Annotated in this window: 17 protein-coding genes; 12 read left to right on the top strand and 5 right to left on the bottom strand. The window is 63.5% G+C overall.

Annotated elements, in window-relative coordinates; genetic code table 11:
* Nucleotides 1-6 precede the first annotated feature (6 nt).
* Nucleotides 7-1,005 carry a LacI family DNA-binding transcriptional regulator gene (locus IHE39_RS18635; protein WP_192567540.1) on the bottom strand — a complete coding sequence of 333 codons (999 nt, stop codon included), beginning with the start codon at nucleotides 1,003-1,005 and terminating at the stop codon, nucleotides 7-9.
* An 84-nt stretch (nucleotides 1,006-1,089) separates the two neighbouring features.
* Here IHE39_RS18635 and IHE39_RS18630 point away from each other — a divergent pair, with 84 nt between their 5' ends.
* Nucleotides 1,090-2,004, top strand: coding sequence for an ROK family protein (locus tag IHE39_RS18630; RefSeq protein WP_192567539.1), 915 nt, complete (start codon nucleotides 1,090-1,092; stop codon nucleotides 2,002-2,004).
* On the top strand, nucleotides 1,997-2,722 hold the full coding sequence (locus IHE39_RS18625) for a copper homeostasis protein CutC (RefSeq protein ID WP_192567538.1): 726 nt from the start codon (nucleotides 1,997-1,999) through the stop codon (nucleotides 2,720-2,722). The genes IHE39_RS18630 and IHE39_RS18625 overlap by 8 nt, the downstream gene beginning before the upstream one ends.
* Nucleotide 2,723: 1 nt before the next feature.
* On the opposite strand, the gene IHE39_RS18620 is transcribed toward IHE39_RS18625, so the two are convergent.
* From IHE39_RS18620 to IHE39_RS18610, 3 genes are read right to left on the bottom strand one after another with little or no spacing between them, the layout of a single operon-like run.
* On the bottom strand, nucleotides 2,724-4,280 hold the full coding sequence (locus IHE39_RS18620) for a SpoVR family protein (RefSeq protein ID WP_192567537.1): 1,557 nt from the start codon (nucleotides 4,278-4,280) through the stop codon (nucleotides 2,724-2,726).
* A gap of 9 nt (nucleotides 4,281-4,289) precedes the next feature.
* Complete coding sequence (locus IHE39_RS18615; protein WP_184769978.1) at nucleotides 4,290-5,606, bottom strand: YeaH/YhbH family protein; 1,317 nt, start codon at nucleotides 5,604-5,606, stop codon at nucleotides 4,290-4,292.
* A gap of 21 nt (nucleotides 5,607-5,627) precedes the next feature.
* Nucleotides 5,628-7,577, bottom strand: a complete 1,950-nt coding sequence (locus IHE39_RS18610) for a PrkA family serine protein kinase (RefSeq protein ID WP_184769979.1) — start codon at nucleotides 7,575-7,577, stop codon at nucleotides 5,628-5,630.
* Nucleotides 7,578-7,981: 404 nt separating this feature from the next.
* Here IHE39_RS18610 and IHE39_RS18605 point away from each other — a divergent pair, with 404 nt between their 5' ends.
* The 10 genes from IHE39_RS18605 to IHE39_RS18560 all read left to right on the top strand — a co-directional run bounded on the left by IHE39_RS18605 (nucleotide 7,982) and on the right by IHE39_RS18560 (nucleotide 18,616).
* Nucleotides 7,982-8,410 carry an OsmC family protein gene (locus IHE39_RS18605; protein ID WP_184769980.1) on the top strand — a complete coding sequence of 143 codons (429 nt, stop codon included), beginning with the start codon at nucleotides 7,982-7,984 and terminating at the stop codon, nucleotides 8,408-8,410.
* Nucleotides 8,411-8,541: 131 nt separating this feature from the next.
* Nucleotides 8,542-9,492, top strand: a complete 951-nt coding sequence (locus IHE39_RS18600; protein WP_184769981.1) for a sugar-binding transcriptional regulator — start codon at nucleotides 8,542-8,544, stop codon at nucleotides 9,490-9,492.
* 201 nt (nucleotides 9,493-9,693) lie between these two features.
* The gene (locus IHE39_RS18595; RefSeq protein ID WP_184769982.1) at nucleotides 9,694-11,004 is read left to right on the top strand and encodes an ABC transporter substrate-binding protein; all 1,311 of its coding nucleotides are present in this window, start codon (nucleotides 9,694-9,696) and stop codon (nucleotides 11,002-11,004) included.
* Nucleotides 11,005-11,096: 92 nt separating this feature from the next.
* Nucleotides 11,097-11,969 (top strand): carbohydrate ABC transporter permease, encoded by an 873-nt coding sequence (locus tag IHE39_RS18590; RefSeq protein ID WP_184769983.1) that lies wholly within the window; start codon nucleotides 11,097-11,099, stop codon nucleotides 11,967-11,969.
* Between the two features lie 10 nt (nucleotides 11,970-11,979).
* Nucleotides 11,980-12,804, top strand: coding sequence for a carbohydrate ABC transporter permease (locus IHE39_RS18585; RefSeq protein WP_184769984.1), 825 nt, complete (start codon nucleotides 11,980-11,982; stop codon nucleotides 12,802-12,804).
* Nucleotides 12,805-12,825: 21 nt separating this feature from the next.
* Nucleotides 12,826-13,824 (top strand): ABC transporter ATP-binding protein, encoded by a 999-nt coding sequence (locus IHE39_RS18580; RefSeq protein ID WP_184769985.1) that lies wholly within the window; start codon nucleotides 12,826-12,828, stop codon nucleotides 13,822-13,824.
* Complete coding sequence (locus IHE39_RS18575) at nucleotides 13,821-14,597, top strand: L-iditol 2-dehydrogenase (RefSeq protein WP_184769986.1); 777 nt, start codon at nucleotides 13,821-13,823, stop codon at nucleotides 14,595-14,597. The genes IHE39_RS18580 and IHE39_RS18575 overlap by 4 nt, the downstream gene beginning before the upstream one ends.
* A gap of 173 nt (nucleotides 14,598-14,770) precedes the next feature.
* Entirely contained in the window at nucleotides 14,771-16,249 is a 1,479-nt protein-coding gene (locus tag IHE39_RS18570) for a mannitol dehydrogenase family protein (RefSeq protein ID WP_192567536.1), read from the top strand.
* A gap of 160 nt (nucleotides 16,250-16,409) precedes the next feature.
* Nucleotides 16,410-17,981 (top strand): FGGY-family carbohydrate kinase, encoded by a 1,572-nt coding sequence (locus IHE39_RS18565; RefSeq protein WP_210322335.1) that lies wholly within the window; start codon nucleotides 16,410-16,412, stop codon nucleotides 17,979-17,981.
* A gap of 65 nt (nucleotides 17,982-18,046) precedes the next feature.
* A complete protein-coding gene (locus tag IHE39_RS18560) occupies nucleotides 18,047-18,616 on the top strand; it encodes an isochorismatase family protein (RefSeq protein WP_192567535.1) in 570 nt (189 codons plus the stop codon).
* 12 nt (nucleotides 18,617-18,628) lie between these two features.
* Here the strand turns inward: IHE39_RS18560 and IHE39_RS18555 are convergent, their stop codons facing one another.
* A complete protein-coding gene (locus IHE39_RS18555) occupies nucleotides 18,629-18,793 on the bottom strand; it encodes a hypothetical protein (protein WP_184769990.1) in 165 nt (54 codons plus the stop codon).
* Nucleotides 18,794-18,933 lie beyond the last annotated feature (140 nt).

The raw sequence follows: 18,933 nt of genomic DNA, 5'->3' as shown, positions 1-18,933 counted from the left end.
TGTTCTTCAGGACGTCGCGCGCGGCACGAAGAAGGTCGGCACAGTCACCTCGGCCTGACCATTGCAGAATTGCTCGGGCGTCGCCAGGAACCGCAGGATCTCGCCGACATAGGTCTTCTTGTCGTAGCCGATCGACGAGATCGGATAGGCCTCGAAATCCGTCAGCGACAAATTGTCGAAGCCGTAGAGGCGGAAGCGCTCCGGCCTGTTGCCGGGAAAGGCATCGCGGTGAACGTCCATAATACCCATGGCCATCGCATCGGAGGTGCAGAACACCGCGTCGGTCGTCGGCCATTCAGGTGATTGCGCGACGCTGCGGCCGCTCTGGTAGGAGTAGTCGCCGCGCAGTTCCGCAACCAGGCTGATGCCGCGTTTTGCCATCTCGGCCTTGTAGTTGGTGATGCGCTGTTGTTCGACCGGCGAGGATACGCGTCCGGTCACCAGGGCCGCGGTCGCAACGCCCTTGTTGGCGGCATCGGCAACCGCTTCGGCGATGCCGATCGCCTCGTTGGGCACGACTGAAGGAGACGAGCCGTCATGCATGCCGTTGAGCATCAAAACGTCGTCGCTGCGGAACATCTTGCGCACGCTTTCGGCATCGGCGAAGTCGGAAAACACCAGTGCCGCATCGACGTGATAGGCGACGCCGTTGCGCAGGAACTCCTCGATCCGCTCGACCGAGCCGACGCGCAGGAAGATCACCTGCTTGCCGATCGACTGGATGTCGCTGATCAGCAGGTCAAACAGGTCGAGATCGGAGAAGTCGTGGATGTGGTTGACGATGACCGCGATCAGGTTGACCGTCTTGGTGGTCAGGCTGCGGGCCAGAAGATTGGGCTTGAAGCCGAGCTTGTCTGCTGCTTCAAGCACACGCGCGCGCTTGTCGGCGGAGACGGGTCGGCTTTCGCTCGACAGTGCCCGCGAGGCGATCGCGCGCGACACGCCGGCCAGCTCGGCGACATCGGAGATGGTCGGCGAGGTGCGTCGTTTGCGCGAACTGTCCATAAGTGCCTTTGCGAGTTGTCGTCTTGAAATTTGGGCGCCGTGGCCAGACGTCCCGCAGCATTCATCCATCCGGGAACTGATTTCATGCTTACCTGCTTCGACATTGGCGGTTCAACGATAAAAAGCGCCCGCGCGGGCTCGGCCAGCGAAATCGAGATCATCGACCGGGTCAAAACCCCGCTTGACGATTTTGACGCCTTCGCCGCGGTCATCGCCGAGCGCGTGGCGCCGGATCGTGGCCGTACCAAAGGCGTTTCGATCTCGATCGCCGGTGTAGTCGATCCAGCTTCCGGCAGCCTGAAATGCGCCAACATCCCTTGCATCGACGGCCGTACCATCGCAGCCGATCTCCAAGCCGAGATCGGGCTGCCGGTGTCGATCGCCAACGATGCCGATTGTTTCGCCATGGCCGAGGCGACTGAAGGAGCGGGGCGTGGTCATGCCAATGTCTTCGGTATCATCCTGGGCACCGGCGTCGGCGGCGGACTGGTCATCGACGGTCGTCTCGTTCGGGGTGCTGGCGGCTATGCCGGCGAGTGGGGCCACGGCCAAGCGCTGGCGACGCGCGTCGGCACGCCGCCGGTCGAAGTCCCGCATTTCGCCTGCGGCTGCGGCCAGGCTGGCTGCGTCGACACCATCGGCGGCGCCCGCGGGGTCGAGAAGTTGCACCATTTCCTGTGCGGCGAGGTGCTGTCGAGCACTGATGTCATCGACCGCTGGCGCGAAGGCGAGGCGAAGGCGCGCCGCACCATGGATGTCTATCTCGAACTTGTCGGCGTGCCGCTGGCGCTGACGATGAACATCATCGGCGCATCCGTCGTTCCCGTTGGCGGTGGACTGTCTAATGTGCCCGAACTGATCGCTGCGCTCGACAATAAGGTGCGTAGCCGCACGTTGCGGCGCGCGCAAAGCCCGCTGCTGGTCAAGGCAGCCTTGACCACTGAGCCGGGCCTCATCGGTGCTGCGGCCGTCGGTTTCCAGGAGCTTGCCCATGTCTGAGAAAATCCGCCTCGAAGTCTGCGTCGACAGCCCGCAAAGCCTGGCTGCGGCGATTGAAGGCGGTGCTGATCGCATCGAGCTTTGCGCTGCGCTCGAAACAGGTGGCCTGACCCCGTCGCCCGGCCTGATGGCCCTTGCTGCCAGGGCGCCGATCCCAGTCTATGCGATGATCCGCACGCGGCCCGGCGATTTCGTTTTCGACGACGCGGATGTCACAACCTTGCTGGCCGACATCGACGCCGTGCGTGCCGCCGGACTGGCGGGTGTCGTGCTCGGCGCCAGCAAGCCGGACGGCGCGCTCGACCACGAGGTGCTTTCGCGACTGAGCGCGCATGCGCAAGGACTCGGCACGACGCTGCACCGCGCCTTCGACCTTGCCGGCCCGGATTTCACAGACGCGATCGAGCTTGCCGTCGAACTCGGCTTCGAGCGCATCCTGACTTCGGGCGGAGAGACCACGGCGCTGAAGGGGCTCGAAGCGCTGGCTGCGTGCTGCGACCACGCGCGCGGCTGCATCGTCATCATGCCCGGGTCGGGCGTCAATCTCGACACAGTCGGCGCGATCAAGGCGCGGCTGCCACTGCGCGAGATTCACTCGTCCTGCTCGGTGGTATCAGACGCGCCCGCCGGCAAGGCGCTCGAACTCGGCTTTGTCGCGCCGCGACCAAAACACACCGACGCCGGGATCGTGCGCAAGATGAAGGCGGCGCTGGCCTAACTCAGGCCTTCTCGCCCAGCTCCTTGGACGAGACTTCGTAGAGCACCTTGTCGGTCTGGGCATCGACGCCGACGAGGCTGACCTCGTGGCCCCAGAGCCGCTGGATGTAGCGCATCGTCTCGTTGCGGGTTTCCTCGACCAGCGTAGCCCCATTGTGCACAGTGTGCTTGAGGCGCAGCTTGCGGTCGCCCTTGAGGTCGGCGCCCACTGCCTGGATGTCGGGCTGGGTCATGCCGACATCGTAGCTGTTGGCGAGGCTCGAACGCACGCGTTCGTAGCCGCGCTCGTCATGGATCGCGGTCACCTCGTAATAGGGATCCGAGGATTCTTCCTGCAGCGAAAACAGCCGCATGTCGCGGATCAGCGCCGGGCTCAGGAACTGCCGGATGAAGGATTCGTCGCGGTGCGTCGCCCAGGCGTCGAGCAGCGTGCCGCACCAGTCGCCATTGCCGGCGAAATCGGGAAACCAGTCGCGGTCCTCCGCAGTGGGCTCGGTGCAGATGCGCTGGATGTCACGCATCATGTTGAAGCCCAGCGTGTAGGGATTGAGGCCGCCATAGCGCGGGTCGTCGAAGTGGGGCTGGAACACCACGTTGGAGTGGTTCTGCAGCACTTCCAGCATGGTGCCTTCGCTGATCTGGCCCTTGTCGTAGAGTCTGTTCATGATGGTGTAGTGGACGAAGGTGGCGCAGCCCTCGTTCATCACCTTGGTCTGCCGCTGCGGGTAGAAATACTGCGCGATGACGCGGACAATGCGCAGGATCTCGCGTTGCCAGGCCTTGAGCACCGGGCTGTATTTTTCCAGGAAGTAGAGCAGGTTTTCCTCGGGATACTCGATCGCCGATTGACGCTCCGCCATGTCGGTTTCGACCTCGCGCGGCGCCTCGGCTTCGGCAGCTAGCGGCAGGGTGCGCCAAAGGTCGCTGAAGGTACGCTCCTCGTGCTCGAGCCGCTCACGGATGCGCGCCCGCTCGCGCTCGACCGACAGGCGCGGACGGCGGCGATAGCGGAATACCGCCTGCGGCATCAGCGCATGCGACGCATCGAGCACGGCCTCGACGGCAGCCGGGCCGTAGCGTTCCTCGCAGCGGGCGATGAAGCTCTTGGCGAACTCCATGTAGGACAGGATGGCGCCGGCATCGGTCCATTGCTGGAACAGGTAGTTGTTCTTGAAGAAGTGGTTATGGCCGAACGACGCGTGCGCGATGACAAGCGTCTGCAGCGCCATGGTGTTTTCTTCCATGAGGTAGGTGATGCAGGGATTGGAATTGATCACCAGTTCGTAGGCGAGCCCCATGCGCCCCTTGCGATAGAGGTTGGACTCGTGGACGAAATGTTTGCCGAAGGACCAGTGCTGGTACATCAGCGGCATGCCGATCGAGGAATAGGCGTCGAGCATCTGCTCTGACGAGATGACCTCGATCTGGTTGGGATAGAAGTCGAGGCGAAGCTCAGTGACGGCGATCTCGCGGATCGCGTCATAGACGCGCGACAGGTCGTCAAAGTTCCAGTCGGAACTCGTGAACAGCAGTGGCAAACTTTTCGACCGCTTTTCCAATGTGCATCCTCATCTGCGTTTTGCCGGCGCCGGCGCCTTGGCGAACAGCTCATGAAAGACGGGATAGATGTCGGACGGCTTGGCGATGCGTGTCATCTCGAAATTCGGCCATTCGGCGCTGACCTCGCGGTAGGCGTTCCACAGCGAAGTGCCGTTGTCGGCATGGCGGAACATCTCGCTTTCGCGCTCGTCGATAATCTCGACATAGGCGTAATACTGGCACAGCTGCATCAGCGTCTTGTCGAGGATCGACACGCAACGCTCGGAATCGTTGGGGATGTTGTCGCCGTCGGAAGCCTGTGCGGCGTAGATGTTCCACTCCTTGGCGGGGTAGCGTTCGCGGATGACGCGCAGCATCTCTTCGAGTGCGGTGGAAACGACAGTGCCGCCGCTCTGGGTGCTGTAGAAGAAGGTGTCCTCGTCGACCTCCGATGCCTCGTGGGTGTGGCGGATGAAGACGATGTCGGTCTTGGCGTAGCGCCGCTTGAGAAACAGGTGCAGCAGCACGAAGAAGCGCTTGGCCAAATCCTTCTCGCGCTCGCCCATCGAACCCGAGACGTCCATCAGGCAGAACATCACCGCATTGGCGTTGGGCACCGGCTGCGGTTCGAACCGGTTGAAGCGGATGTCGATGGGGTCGATGTAGGGGATCAGCTTTCTGCGCCGCACGAGCGTTGCAAGTTCCTCGCGCAAGGCGACCATGCGTTGCTGAGTGGCGGCGCTTGGCCGCCGCTCACCCTCCAGCTTGGCGAGCTCGGCCGCAACCGCGTCGATCTCTGCTTGCTTCGGCCGTCTCAGCGCGATGCGCCGGCCAAAGCTGTTGAACATGGTGCGCCCGACACTGATGCTTGTCGGGTTTCCGCTCATCGTGAACCCGGCTCTGCGCGGCCTGAACGTCACCACTTCCTTGAGGTTGAGCTTGACCAGGTCGGGCAGCTCGAGGTCTTCGAAGAACAGGTCGAGCGCTTCCTCGCGCGACAGGACGAACTGGAAATCGTCCTCGCCCTCTCCAGATGACGAAGGGTCCGAACCCTTGCCGCTGCCGGCCGCCGGGCGTGGAATTCGGTCGCCGGTGCCGAAGGTCTTGTTGCCGGGAAGGACCTCCTCCCTGCGGCCCGAATGTGGTGCGCGTTGAAACGTCGGCTCGCCGATCCCTTTGCGCGGGATCGGGATGACCTGGTCTTCCCCTACCGCATCGATCTTGCCAGACCTGACCCGTTCGTTGATCGCCCGTTTCAGCTCATCCCGGGCGCGCCTCAAAAAACGTTGCCTGTTGCCAAGGCTCTTGTCCTTGGGGTTGAGGCGCCGATCTATGAAGTTCGGCATGTGGTCCCCGCTCGCTCCCGGTCAGCCTGCCTTGTTGACCCGCATGTACCAATCGACAAGTCGCCTGACCTGACGCTGCGTGTAGCCGCGCTCTGTCATGCGCTCGACGAATTCGGCATGCTGTTTCTCGGTGGTGCTGTCGCGCTTGGCGCCGAAGCTGATCACCGGCAGCAGGTCCTCGACCTGGCCGAACATCCGCTTCTCGATCACCTCGCGCAGCTTCTCGTAGCTCGTCCACGACGGGTTGCGGCCATTGTTCTTGGCGCGCGCCCTAAGCGTGAACTTCACCACCTCGTTGCGGAAGTCCTTGGGGTTGGCGATGCCGGCCGGCTTCTCGATCTGCGACAGTTCCGAGTCGAGAATGCCGCGGTTGAGAATCTGGCCGGTGTCGGGGTCCTTGTAGTCCTGATCCTCGATCCAGGCGTCGGCGTAGGCGATGTAACGGTCAAACAGGTTCTGGCCATATTCGCTGTAGGATTCGAGATAGGCCTTCTGGATCTCGTGGCCGATGAACTCGGCATAGCGGGACGCGATCTCGGACTTGATGAAATCGAGATAGGAGGATTCGATCTCGCCCGGGAACTGCTCGCGCTTGATTGCCTGTTCGAGCACATACATCAGATGCACCGGATCGGCGGCGATTTCCTTGGTGTCGTAGTTGAACGTCTCCGACAGCACCTTGAAGGCAAAGCGCGTGCTGACGCCGTTCATGCCTTCGTCGACGCCGGCGGCATCGCGATACTCCTGCATCGACTTGGCCTTGGGGTCGACGTCCTTCAGGTTCTCGCCGTCATAGACACGCATCTTGGTGTAGAGCGGCGAATTCTCGTGTTCGGACAGTCGCGTCGACACGGTGAAGCGGCTCAATATGTCGAGCACCTCGGGTGCGCATGGATTGCTCACCAGCTCGCTCTCGCGCAAAAGCTTTTCGTAGATCTGGCGCTCTTCGGTGACGCGCAGGCAGTAGGGCACCTTGACCACCAGGATGCGGTCGAGGAACGCCTCGTTGTTCCTGTTGCTCTTGAACTGCAGCCATTCGGACTCGTTGGAGTGCGCGAGCACGATGCCCTGGTAGGGGAAGGCGCCGAAGCTCTCGGTGCCGTTGTAGTTGCCTTCCTGGGTCGCGGTTAAAAGCGGGTGCAGCACCTTGATCGGCGCCTTGAACATCTCGACGAATTCGAGCAGCCCTTGCGTCGTCCGATTCAGGCCGCCGCTGTAGGAGTAGGCGTCAGGATCGGCCTGGCTGAAATTTTCGAGCTTGCGGATGTCGACCTTGCCGACAAGCGCCGACACGTCCTGGTTGTTCTCGTCGCCGGGCTCGGTCTTGGCGATGCCGATCTGGCGCAGCCGCGACGGCGTCAGCTTGACGACGGAGAATTTAGCAACGTCGCCGCCGATTTCTTCGAGCCGCTTGGCCGCCCAGGGCGAAATCAGACCGGTTAGCCGGCGCCGGGCGATGCCATATTTGTCTTCGAGCAGGTCGGCCATGCGTTCGGGATGGAACAGGCCGAGGGGTGATTCGAAAATCGGGCTGAGCTGGCCGCCGACCTTGAGCGTATAGATCGGCCGCTCTTCCATCAGCTTCTTCAGCCGCTCGGCGAGCGACGACTTGCCGCCGCCGACGGGGCCGAGCAGATAGAGGATCTGCTTGCGTTCCTCGAGCCCTTGCGCGGCATAGCGGAAGTAGCCGACGATCCGCTCGATCGTGTCTTCCATGCCGTAGAACTCGGCAAACGCCGGATAAATCTTGATTGTTCGATTGGCGAAGATGCGTCCCATCCGGGGGTCCGCGCTGGTGTCGATCAGTGTGGGGGCGCCGATGGCGTCCACCATTCGCTCGGCCGCAGTCGCGTACATCGCAGGCTGGTCGCGGCAGGCGAGCAGATATTGCTGTAGGCTCATCTCCTCGGTGGTCTGACTTCCGTAGATCTCCGAGAAAAGATTGAAGACGTCGGATTCACGTGTTTGCATGGCACCCTCACAATGCCGAAGTCGGTGGGGAGTGTAACACCACTTCGACCTTTTGCCTTCCTCTCAACTTCCCTGAACAGGCAAAGTTCCGCACAGAATGTCGTGATCGAAGATTTAGTTTGCATGCGTCCGATTGTGGCGCGGCGCAGGTTTCGATCTGCCTTGGCCGGCTCCCGATTTCACGGTCACTCGGCTCGGCTTTCGCTTCAACTTTCGGCTGCATGGGGATACACCTCTTGGAACATACGGCTGCCGCGGGCGACTAGTTTCGCACCAGCGGCCGCGTCAATTTTTCCCGGCCGAAAACCCTCGTGCGGGGAAGCGCCCACTCGACGCTTTGGCCCGTGCCCGGCTATGAACGACGACCGCACGGGCGGAAGGTTTTGCAGGGAAGGATTGCCGTCATGAAGGCACGCATCAAATGGGTTGAGGATCGCACCTTCGTTGGCGAGTCCGGCAGCGGGCACAAGATCGTGCTCGGCACCTCCAAGGAGCCGGGCGGCCAGACGCCGGGCCCAAGCCCGATGGAACTGATGCTGATCGGTGCCGGCGGCTGCTCGGCCTACGACGTCGTCCACATCCTGGAGAAGGGCCGCGAGGCGATCGAGGATTGCACCGTCGAACTCGACGCCGACCGCGCCGAGACCGATCCCAAGGTGTTCACCCGCATCCACATGCATTTCGTCGTCAAGGGACGCGGCCTCGCGCCGGCCAAGGTCGAGCGTGCAGTCGCCTTGTCGATCGAGAAGTACTGCTCGGCCTCGGCAATGCTCGCCAAGTCGGCCGTGCTGACGCACGACTTCGAAGTCGTCGACACCACGGTGGCAAGCTGACATCTGAGACCAGCGCCTTGGTGTGGCGTCGGAAGCTCTTGCAGGGGTTCGAGCAATTGACGCTTTGGCGAGCAATTGCGCATTTTCGAAAACCCTGCGAAACTGCCGGGATCAAGCATGAGGCGTGACGCATGAGTTCCCGGCAGGAAACACCAAGGCTCGACGAGGCCGCCCGAGCGGGCTGGCTTTATTATGTCGCCGGAAACACCCAGGACCAGATCGCGACCAAGCTCGGCGTCTCGCGCCAGACCGCGCAGCGGCTGGTGTCGCTCGCCATGTCCGAAGGCCTGATCAAGGTACGCGTCGACCACCCGATTGCCAGCTGTCTGGACCTTGCCGCCCGGCTGCGCTCGCGCTTCGCGCTCGACCTCGTCGAGGTCACGCCCAGCGATCCGGATTCCTCGTCGACAACGATCGGCATTGCGCAAGCCGCCGCCGCCGAGATCGAGAAATGGCTGCGCACGCCCGAGCCCATCGTCATGGCGATCGGCACGGGCCGCACGCTGAAGGCAGCGATCGAACAGCTGCCGCCGATGGAGTGTCCGCACCACAAGGTGGTTTCGCTGACCGGCAACATTTCGCCGGATGGTTCGGCGGCCTTCTACAACGTCATCTTCACCATGGCCGACACCATCAAGGCACGCAGCTTTCCCATGCCTTTGCCGGCGATTGCCTCCTCGTCGGAAGAGCGGCGCATGCTGCACAGCCAGCCGCTGATCCAGCCGACGCTGGCGCTCGCCGCCCAGGCCGACGTCACCTTCGTCGGTGTTGGTGACATGGGTCCGCAGGCGCCGCTGTACGAGGACGGCTTCATCACCGAAGCCGAACTCAAGGCGCTGCAGAAGGCAGGTGCCGTCGGCGAAATCGTCGGCTGGGCCTTCGACCGCGACGGCAAGCTGATCGACGGCATCACCAACGACCGCGTCGCCTCCGCCCCGTTGCCATCGCGCGAACGCTCGCTGGTGGTGGCACTTGCCATGGGCGAGCGCAAGCTGCCCGGCATCCAGGCCGCGATCACCCGCCGCCTCGTCAACGGCCTGATCACCGACGAGCGTACCGCCGCGGGTCTGCTCGCCGGCTAAGCCGAGGCTTCAGCAAGCCGCCGCCTGCCACGTCAGCCTTACCAAAGCTCGTCCAAAATCCCGACATTCGTGGTCGATGCCTGCCGCCTGCGCGGCAGGCTCGTTGGCGCGCGCCAAGATTCCTGCTTGACATAAATCACGCCAGATGAATAATTGCCCACAGCCGAGGCAAATGCTCACTTTGGCTTTTGGGAGGAATTGATGAAACTGAACACGCTCTTTCTGGGCCTGTGCGGAGCGAGCGCGCTTGCGTTTGCCGCTCACGCCGAAACCATCACCATCGCCACGGTCAACAATGGCGACATGGTCCGCATGCAGAAGCTGACGGACGATTTCACCACCAAGAACCCCGACATCCAGCTCGAATGGGTCACGCTCGAAGAGAACGTGCTGCGTGAGCGCGTCACCACCGACATCGCCACCAAGGGTGGCCAGTACGACGTGATGACCATCGGTACCTACGAGGTTCCGATCTGGGCCAAGCAGCAGTGGCTGCTGCCGCTCGACAATCTCGGCGCCGACTACGACGCCGCCGACATCATCCCGGCCATTGCCGGCGGCCTTTCGGCTGACGGCAAGCTCTATGCCGCGCCGTTCTACGGCGAGAGCTCGTTCGTCATGTACCGCAAGGACCTGATGGAAAAGGCGGGGCTCACCATGCCCGACGCGCCGACCTGGGAATTCATCGCCGACGCGGCCCGCAAGATGACCGACCGTGCCGCCGAGATCAACGGCATCTGCCTGCGCGGCAAGGCCGGCTGGGGCGAGAACATGGCCTTCCTGACCGCCATGTCCAACTCCTTCGGTGCGCGCTGGTTCGACGAGAAATGGCAGCCGCAGTTCGACCAGCCCGAATGGAAGAGCACGTTGCAGTTTTACGTTGACCTGATGAAGGATGCCGGTCCGTCCGGTGCGTCTTCCAACGGCTTCAACGAGAACCTGGCGCTGTTCCAGCAGGGCAAGTGCGGCATGTGGATCGACGCCACGGTGGCGGCCTCCTTCGTGTCGAACCCGAAGGACTCCACCGTCGCCGACAAGGTCGGTTATGCGCTGGCGCCTGACACCGGTCTCGGCAAGCGTGGCAACTGGCTGTGGGCATGGTCGCTCGGTATCCCCGCCGGCACCCAGAAGGCCGAAGCCGCGCAGAAGTTCGTCGCCTGGGCGACCGGCAAGGGTTACCTCGACCTCGTCGCCTCGAAGGAGGGCTGGGCCAACGTTCCGCCCGGCACGCGCACCTCGCTCTACAACAACCCCGAGTATCAGAAGGCCGCGCCCTTCGCCAAGATGACGCTGGACTCGATCAACTCGGCCGACCCGACCAAGCCCACCGTCAAGCCGGTGCCTTATGTCGGTGTCCAGTTCGTCGCCATCCCCGAGTTCCAGGGACTGGGCACGACCGTCGGCCAGCTGTTTTCGGCAGCACTTGCCGGCCAGTCGAGCGTCGATGATGCGCTTGCCAGTGCACAGACCGCGGCGGTCCGCGAGATGACCCGCGCCGGCTACATCAAATAGGCAGATCCTCCCTGCCTGGCCGTCCGGTATCCCAGTCCGGGCGGCCCCTTTTCAGACCTGAACCTCATCTGCTCGAACGCGGGGTGACCGCCATGGCTACTCGACAGACCAGCACGCTGGCGCGCTTCATGATGGCGCCCTCGGTGATCCTGCTCTTCATCTGGATGATCGTGCCGCTGGCGATGACCCTGTGGTTCTCGTTCCAGAACTACAACCTGCTCAATCCCGGCAATGTCAGCTTCGCCGGGCTGTTCAACTACAAGTTCTTCTACACCGACCCGGCCTTCTTCCAGTCGATCTGGAACACGCTGGTGCTGGTCGTCGGCGTGCTGTTGATCACGGTGGTCGGCGGCGTCGCACTGGCGCTGCTGCTCGACCAGCCGATGTTCGGCCAGGGCATTGTCCGCATCCTGGTGATCTCGCCATTCTTCGTCATGCCGCCGGTGGCCGCGCTGGTGTGGAAGAACATGATCATGCATCCCGGCTACGGCGTCTTCGCCGACATCGCCAAGTTCTTTGGCGCCCAGCCGGTGGACTGGTTCGCGCAGTATCCGCTGTTTTCGATCATCATCATCGTCGCCTGGCAGTGGCTGCCTTTTGCGACGCTGATCCTGCTCACCGCGCTGCAGTCGCTCGACGGCGAGCAGAAAGAAGCCGCCGAAATGGATGGTGCTGGCTTTGTCAGCCGCTTCATCTACCTGACGATCCCGCACATCTCGCGCGCCGTCACGGTGGTCATCCTGATCCAGACCATCTTCCTGCTCGGCGTCTATGCCGAAATCCTTGTTACCACCAATGGCGGCCCGGGCTACGCCTCGACCAACCTGCCGTTCCTGATCTACCGCACGGCACTGCTCGGCTACGACGTCGGCGGCGCTTCGGCCGGCGGCATCATCGCGGTCATCCTGGCCAATATCGTCGCCTTCTTCCTGATGCGCGCCGTTGGCAAGAACCTGGACAAGTGAGGAGGAACCGATGGCACGCGCAGTTTCGACAAGACGCAAGATCGGCTTCACCGTGGCGGCCTGGGTGGTTGCCCTGCTGATCTTTTTCCCGATCCTCTACACCATCATCACCAGCTTCAAGTCCGAGACCGAGGCGATCGCCGGCTTCAGCCTTGTGCCGTCGGGCACGCTGGAGAGCTACGCCGAGGTCCAGGCCCAGAGCAACTATTTCAAGTTCTTCCTGAACTCGGTGATCATCGCCGTCGGCTCGACGATCCTGGCGCTGGTCGTCGCCGTGCCTGCCGCCTGGTCGATGGCGTTTTCGCCGACCAAGCGCACCAAGGACATCCTGATGTGGATGCTCTCCACCAAGATGATGCCCGCGGTCGCCGTGCTGGTGCCGATCTACCTGATCTTCCGCGACGCCAACCTGCTCGATACCCGCATTGGCCTCACCGTCATGCTGATGCTGATCAACCTGCCGATCGTGGTGTGGATGCTCTACACCTATTTCCGCGAGATCCCGGGCGAGATCCTTGAAGCTGCTCGCATGGACGGCGCCACCTTGTGGGGCGAGATCGTCTACGTGCTGACGCCGATGGCGGTGCCGGGCATCGCCTCGACCATGCTGCTCAACATCATCCTGGCGTGGAACGAGGCTTTCTGGACCATCCGCCTGACCACCACCAACGCAGCGCCGCTGACCGCCTTCATCGCCTCGTTCTCCAGTCCGCAAGGCCTGTTCTGGGCGAAGCTTTCGGCGGCCTCGACGCTGGCCATCGCACCGATCCTGATCATGGGCTGGTTCTCCCAGCGCCAACTCGTCCGCGGCCTCACTTTCGGCGCCGTGAAGTAGTCGACCCCGCGGGAGGAAACCATGGGAAACATCAATCTCAAGAAGGTGTCGAAGTCATTCGGCGCAACGACAATCATCCCCGAGATCGACCTCGAGATCGAGGATGGCGAGTTCGTCGTCTTCGTCGGGCCGTCGGGTTGCGGCAAGTCGACCCTGCTCAGGCTGATCGCCGGACTGGAAGACACCTCCGCAGGCACGATCAGCATCGATGGCCGCGACGTCACTGGTGAGGCGCCGGCCAAGCGCCGGCTGGCGATGGTGTTCCAGTCCTACGCGCTTTACCCGCACATGACTGTCTACAAGAACATCGCCTTTCCGCTGAAGATGGCGGGTGAGGATGCGGCTGTCATCGACAAGAAGGTCAAGGACGCCGCGCGTGTGCTCAATCTGACCAACTACCTCGAGCGGCGGCCCGGCCAGCTCTCCGGCGGTCAGCGCCAGCGCGTCGCCATCGGCCGCGCCATCGTGCGCCAACCTTCGGCCTTCCTGTTCGACGAGCCGCTGTCCAATCTCGACGCCGCCTTGCGCGGCACGATGCGCCTAGAGATCAGCGAGCTGCACCATCAGCTCAAGACGACGATGATCTACGTCACCCACGACCAGGTCGAGGCGATGACCATGGCCGACAAGATCGTCGTGCTGAACGCCGGCAACATCGAGCAGGTCGGTTCGCCGATGGAGCTCTACAAGACACCGAAAAACATTTTCGTCGCCGGTTTCATCGGCTCGCCCAAGATGAACCTCATCGATGGCGCGCCGGCAGCCAAGCACGGTGCAACGACAATCGGTGTCAGGCCCGAACATCTCGGCATTTCCACAACTGCCGGCGAATGGAAAGCAACCGTCGGCGTGGCCGAACATCTCGGCTCCGATACCTTCCTGCACGTCCAGGCTGAAGGCGTCGGACCGCTAACCGTCCGCGCCGACGGCGAACTCGGCGTGCGCCACGGCGATACGATCTACCTGACCCCGAGCCCGGCCAAGGTCCATCGCTTCGGTTCTGACGGGAGGGCGATGTGAGCGGCAGGCTCCAGGGCAAGTCGGCGCTGATAACGGGGGCCGCGCGCGGCATCGGCAGGGCATTCGCCGAGGCCTATGTCCGTGAAGGGGCCGTGGTTGCCATCGGCGACATCAATCTCGACGCCGCGATGAAGACGGCTGCCGAAATCGGACCGTCGGCCTATGCCGTCAGCCTCGACGTCACCAACCAGAGCTCGATCGAAGCGGCGATCAAGGTCGTGGAGCAGAAGACCGGCGGGCCCGATATCCTGGTCAACAACGCCGCCCTGTTCGATCTTGCGCCGATCGTCGAGATTTCCAGGGCGAGCTACGACAAGCTGTTTGCAGTCAATGTCGCCGGCACGTTGTTCACCTTGCAGGCCACCGCCCGCTCGATGATCGCACGCGGCAAGGGCGGCAAGATCATCAACATGGCGAGCCAGGCGGGACGCCGCGGCGAAGGCCTCGTCGCCGTCTACTGTGCCACCAAGGCCGCGGTCATCAGCCTGACCCAATCGGCCGGGCTCGACCTGATCAAGCACGGCATCAACGTCAATGCCATCGCACCCGGCGTGGTCGAGGGCGAGCATTGGCAGCATGTCGACGAACTGTTCGCCCGCTACGAGAACCGGCCCCGGGGCGAGAAGAAGCGCCTCGTCGGCGAGGCGGTTCCCTTCGGCCGCATGGGCACGGCCGAGGACCTCCTCGGCATGGCGATCTTCCTCGCCGGAGCGGAAAGCCAATACGTCGTCGCCCAGACCTACAACGTCGATGGCGGCAACTGGATGAGTTGAATTCAGCGCTCCGCTCACCGTTCGCGGGGAGAGGACGCCGGCAGGCAGGTGAGGGCAGCGAGAACCTTCGAGATTTCGCTTCCGCCCCTCATCCGGCCCTTCGGGCACCTTCTCCCCGTAAACGGGGCGAAGGGATCAGAGGTGCCTGCGCCCAAAAGAGAAAGCGTCGAAACATGACCGTGAAGCTCTCACTTGCCACGCTACCGAATTTGCCCGCCAAGGTCGCGCGCCCCGCATACGACCGCGCGTCGCTGAAGGCTGGCATCGTTCATTTCGGCGTCGGCAATTTCCACCGCTCGCACCAGGCGGTCTATCTCGACGAGCTGTTCAATGCAGGTGTCGGCCATGACTGGGCGATCGTCGGGGCCGGCGTGTTCGACGGCGAAAAGATCGGGCAGGCCAAGCTTGCCGGACAGGACTGGCTGACGACAGTTGTCGAGCAGGACAGCGGCCACATGAGCGCCCGGGTCACTTCGGTCATGATTGATTTCCTGACGCCCGGCGATGCTGCCGCCATCATCGAGCGCCTCGCCGATCCGGCGATCCGCATCGTTTCGCTGACCATCACCGAAGGCGGCTACTTCATCGACCCGGCGTCCGGCATCTTCAACCCGACACATGCCGACATCGTCGCTGACGCCAGCAACATCGCGGCGCCCAGGACGGTGTTCGGCATCATCCTGGCCGGCCTCCGGCGCCGGCGCCAGGACGGCATCGTGCCCTTCACCGTCATGTCCTGCGACAACATCCCCCACAATGGCCGCGTCACCGCCGACGCGGTGATCGGCCTGGCGCGGCTCGCCGACGAGAGTTTTGCCGACTGGGTCCACGACAACGTCGCCTTTCCCAACAGCATGGTCGACCGCATCACGCCCGCGACCACCGACCGCGAGCGCGGCATCCTCGCCAGCGACTTCGGCGTCGAGGACAGCTGGCCGGTGTTTTGCGAACCGTTCAAGCAATGGGTGATGGAGGACCGTTTCAACGACGGGCGGCCGGCGCTGGAAAAGGTAGGCGTCCAGTTCGTCCATGACGTCGCCCCGTTCGAGTTGATGAAGATCCGCATCCTCAATGGCGGCCACGCCATAATCGCCTATCCCGCCGGGCTGATGGACATCCATTTCGTCCACGAGGCGATGGAAAATCCGCTGGTGCGCGCCTTCCTCGCCAAGTTGGAGCGCGAGGAGATCATGCCCACGGTGCCGCCCGTGCCAGGCGTCGTGCTGGAGGAGTATTGCCAGCTCATCGAGCGCCGCTTCTCCAATCCAAAAATCGGCGACACCGTGCGCCGCCTCTGCCTCGACGGTTCCAACCGGCAGCCGAAATTCATCATCCCAACGATTTCGGATCGCCTCAAGGCGGGCGCAGGCATAGCGGGGCTGGCGCTCGAATCCGCGCTCTGGTGCCGCTACTGCTTCGGAGTGACCGATTCCGGTGCCGTCATCGAACCCAACGATCCGAGTTGGGCCCGCTTGCAAGCGACCGCGCAAGCCGCAAGGAACGCGCCCACGGCCTGGCTTGCAATGGAGGACATCTATGGCGATGTCGGCAAGTCTGCGCCTTTCGCCGCAGCTTTCGGCGACAGCCTCGGCATGCTCTGGCAGCTGGGCACGCAAGAGACGTTGACGCGCTATCTCGGCGATCGCCTCTGAGCCAAATCCAGGTCGCCGCTGACCGCTGGAATTGGCCATGGCGCGCATATAGACTGCACCTCATGGTGTTGATCCGCGCATCCTTGCCTCATTTGAAATCACCGCCGGCAGGCCTTGGCCACTGCCGTGCAATCGGGCCGTTCGGGGCGTCGTCGTTGTGATGGCGGCCTATCTGTGTGCGGTCGACGTCGGCACCGGCAGCGCGCGCGCCGGCATTCTCGATGCCTCCGGCAAGCTGCTCGGACGCGCCGAACACCCCATTGCGATGAACCGCTCGGCCTCAGGCCATTGCGAGCACGATTCCGAGCAGATCTGGTCGGCAGTCTGTGCCGCTGTCCGCGATGCCCGCGCCGGCGCCAATGTCGCGCCGGACGAAATCGTCGGCATCAGCTTTGACGCGACTTGCTCGACGGTTTTTCGCGGCAGGTCGGGCGAGCAGGTCAGCGTCTCGGTGGAAGGAGATGCGTGCTGGGACACCATCGTCTGGCTCGACCACCGCGCGCTTGCCGAAGCCGACGAGTGTACCGCAACCGCGCACGAGGTCCTGAAATTTGTCGGCGGCGTCATGTCGCCGGAGATGACGACGCCCAAGCTGATGTGGGTCAAGCGCCATCTGCCGCAAAGCTGGGCACGGACGGGCCAGCTGTTCGATCTCGCCGATTTCCTGACACACAAGGCCAGCGGATCGCTGGCGCGCTCGCAATGCACGCTGACGGCCAAATGGACCTATCTCGCCCATGAGCACGAAGCCTGGCGGCCGGATTTCTTCGCCGCCGTCGGCCTTGCCGACATGTTCGAGCACGCCGCCTTGCCCGAACGTGCCAGTCCGGCCGGTGCCGATCTGGGGCCACTCACTGGACAGGCTGCGGAACAACTGGGGTTGACGCCTGTGTGTCGCGTCGGCGCCGGCGTGATCGACGCCTTTGCAGGTGCGCTCGGTGTGGTCGGCGGCTTGCCTGATATCGACCGGCACATGGCCTTGATCGCGGGAACGTCGAGCTGCGTCATGGCAATGTCGCGCGAACCCCGCGCCGCGTCAGGCATCTGGGGCCCGTACTATGGCGCGCCACTGCCGGGCCTGTGGCTGAGCGAAGGCGGACAGTCGGCGACCGGGGCGCTGCTCGACCATGTCATCCGCTGGCACGGCCAGGGCGGCGAGCCGACTGCCGAAACGCATCGGCGCATCACCGAACGCATCATGCAGCTGCGCGCTATCGAGGGCCTCGACCTTGCCGGTCGGCTGCACGTGCTGCCTGATTTCCATGGCAATCGCTCGCCGCTGGCCGACCCGCATGCGCTCGGTGTCATCAGCGGGCTCACGCTTGACGCCTCCTTCGACAGCCTTTGCCGGCTCTACTGGCGCACGGCCGTGGCGATCGCTCTCGGTATCCGCCACGTGCTAGATGCGCTCAACGCCAACGGCTACGGTATCGACACGCTGCACGTCACCGGCGGCCACACCCGCAATCCGCTGCTGATGGAGCTCTATGCCGACGCCACCGGCTGCACCGTCGTCGAGCCGTTGGGCGGCGATCCCGTGCTGCTGGGCACGGCGATGGCGGCGGCCTCTGCCGCCGGGCTTTTCCCGAGCCTCGCCCAGGCCTGTGCGGGCATGCGCCAGGAGGGGCGGGCGCGCCGGCCCAACCCCGCCGCAAGGCAGCGCTTCGACCGCGACTACCGCGTGTTCGTTGAAATGCACCGTCAGCGCAAGGCGCTCGATGACATTGCCTGAGCTGCTCACCATATCCCGTTCATTCAGGCGAGGGGGTATCGGTGCAGGCAAATCCGGAAACTGACATGGACGAGGTGCCGACCGCCGACGCGTTGGTCGTTGTCGATGTCCAAAACGCATTCGTGTCGGGCGCCGAGGCGGTACTGGGCTACGCGAGGCTTCTGGCCGCGGTCGCGGCCATGCTCGAGAATGCGCGTGCCTCGGGCGTGCCCGTCATCTTCATCCAGAACGATGGCCCGTCGGGCGCCGTCGACGAGCCGCATACATCAGGCTGGGAGCTGCATTTTACGCCTCGGCCAGGCGAACATATCGTGCGCAAGGAGCTTGACGACGGCTTCGACGGCACTGGGCTGGACGACCTGCTGGCGGCGTCCGGCGTCGAGACCGTCGCCATCTGCGGCATGCTGTCGGAGATGTGCCTGGCGGCGACGGCCCGAACCGCGATGGCGATCGGCTATGGCGTGATCCTGCCGCATGACGGCCACGCCACCTATGACGTGCCGCCCGGCCCAGGTGGCTCCCCGGGTGTTCCGGCGCACCTCGCCGCGCGCGCAGCGGAATGGTCGCTGGGCGACGAGGTGACGATCGTGGCTTCGGCTAGCGATGTCAGATTTGCCCGCCACCAGGCGGGCTAGCTGTTCGAAAGTTCATTCCGTCTGGTCGTCGTCAGCCGTTTGCCGATCGCGCCGCCTGATATCATCGTCCGATTTCTTGTGCTGGGTGGCTGCGGTCTTGCGGATGAAATCGAACCGGTTTTCGTCGGAATCGGCCGGCTTCGGCGGCGCATCGGTCTTGCTTGAAAACTTGATCATGGACGAAATCCTATTCTGCTGAAGCCGAGGAGCCCGCCGGGAAATGTCCTGGCGGCGGCAGCATTAGTCTTTCGAGAAGAAAATCAGGTTGAGTTCGAGAACTACTGAGTGCGAGGCGTCCGCGCCGGTGTCTCCGGCGC

This window comes from Aminobacter carboxidus (genome assembly GCF_014863355.1).
GTDB lineage: Bacteria > Pseudomonadota > Alphaproteobacteria > Rhizobiales > Rhizobiaceae > Aminobacter > Aminobacter carboxidus.
This window is presented reverse-complemented; position numbering and strand designations above follow the sequence as displayed.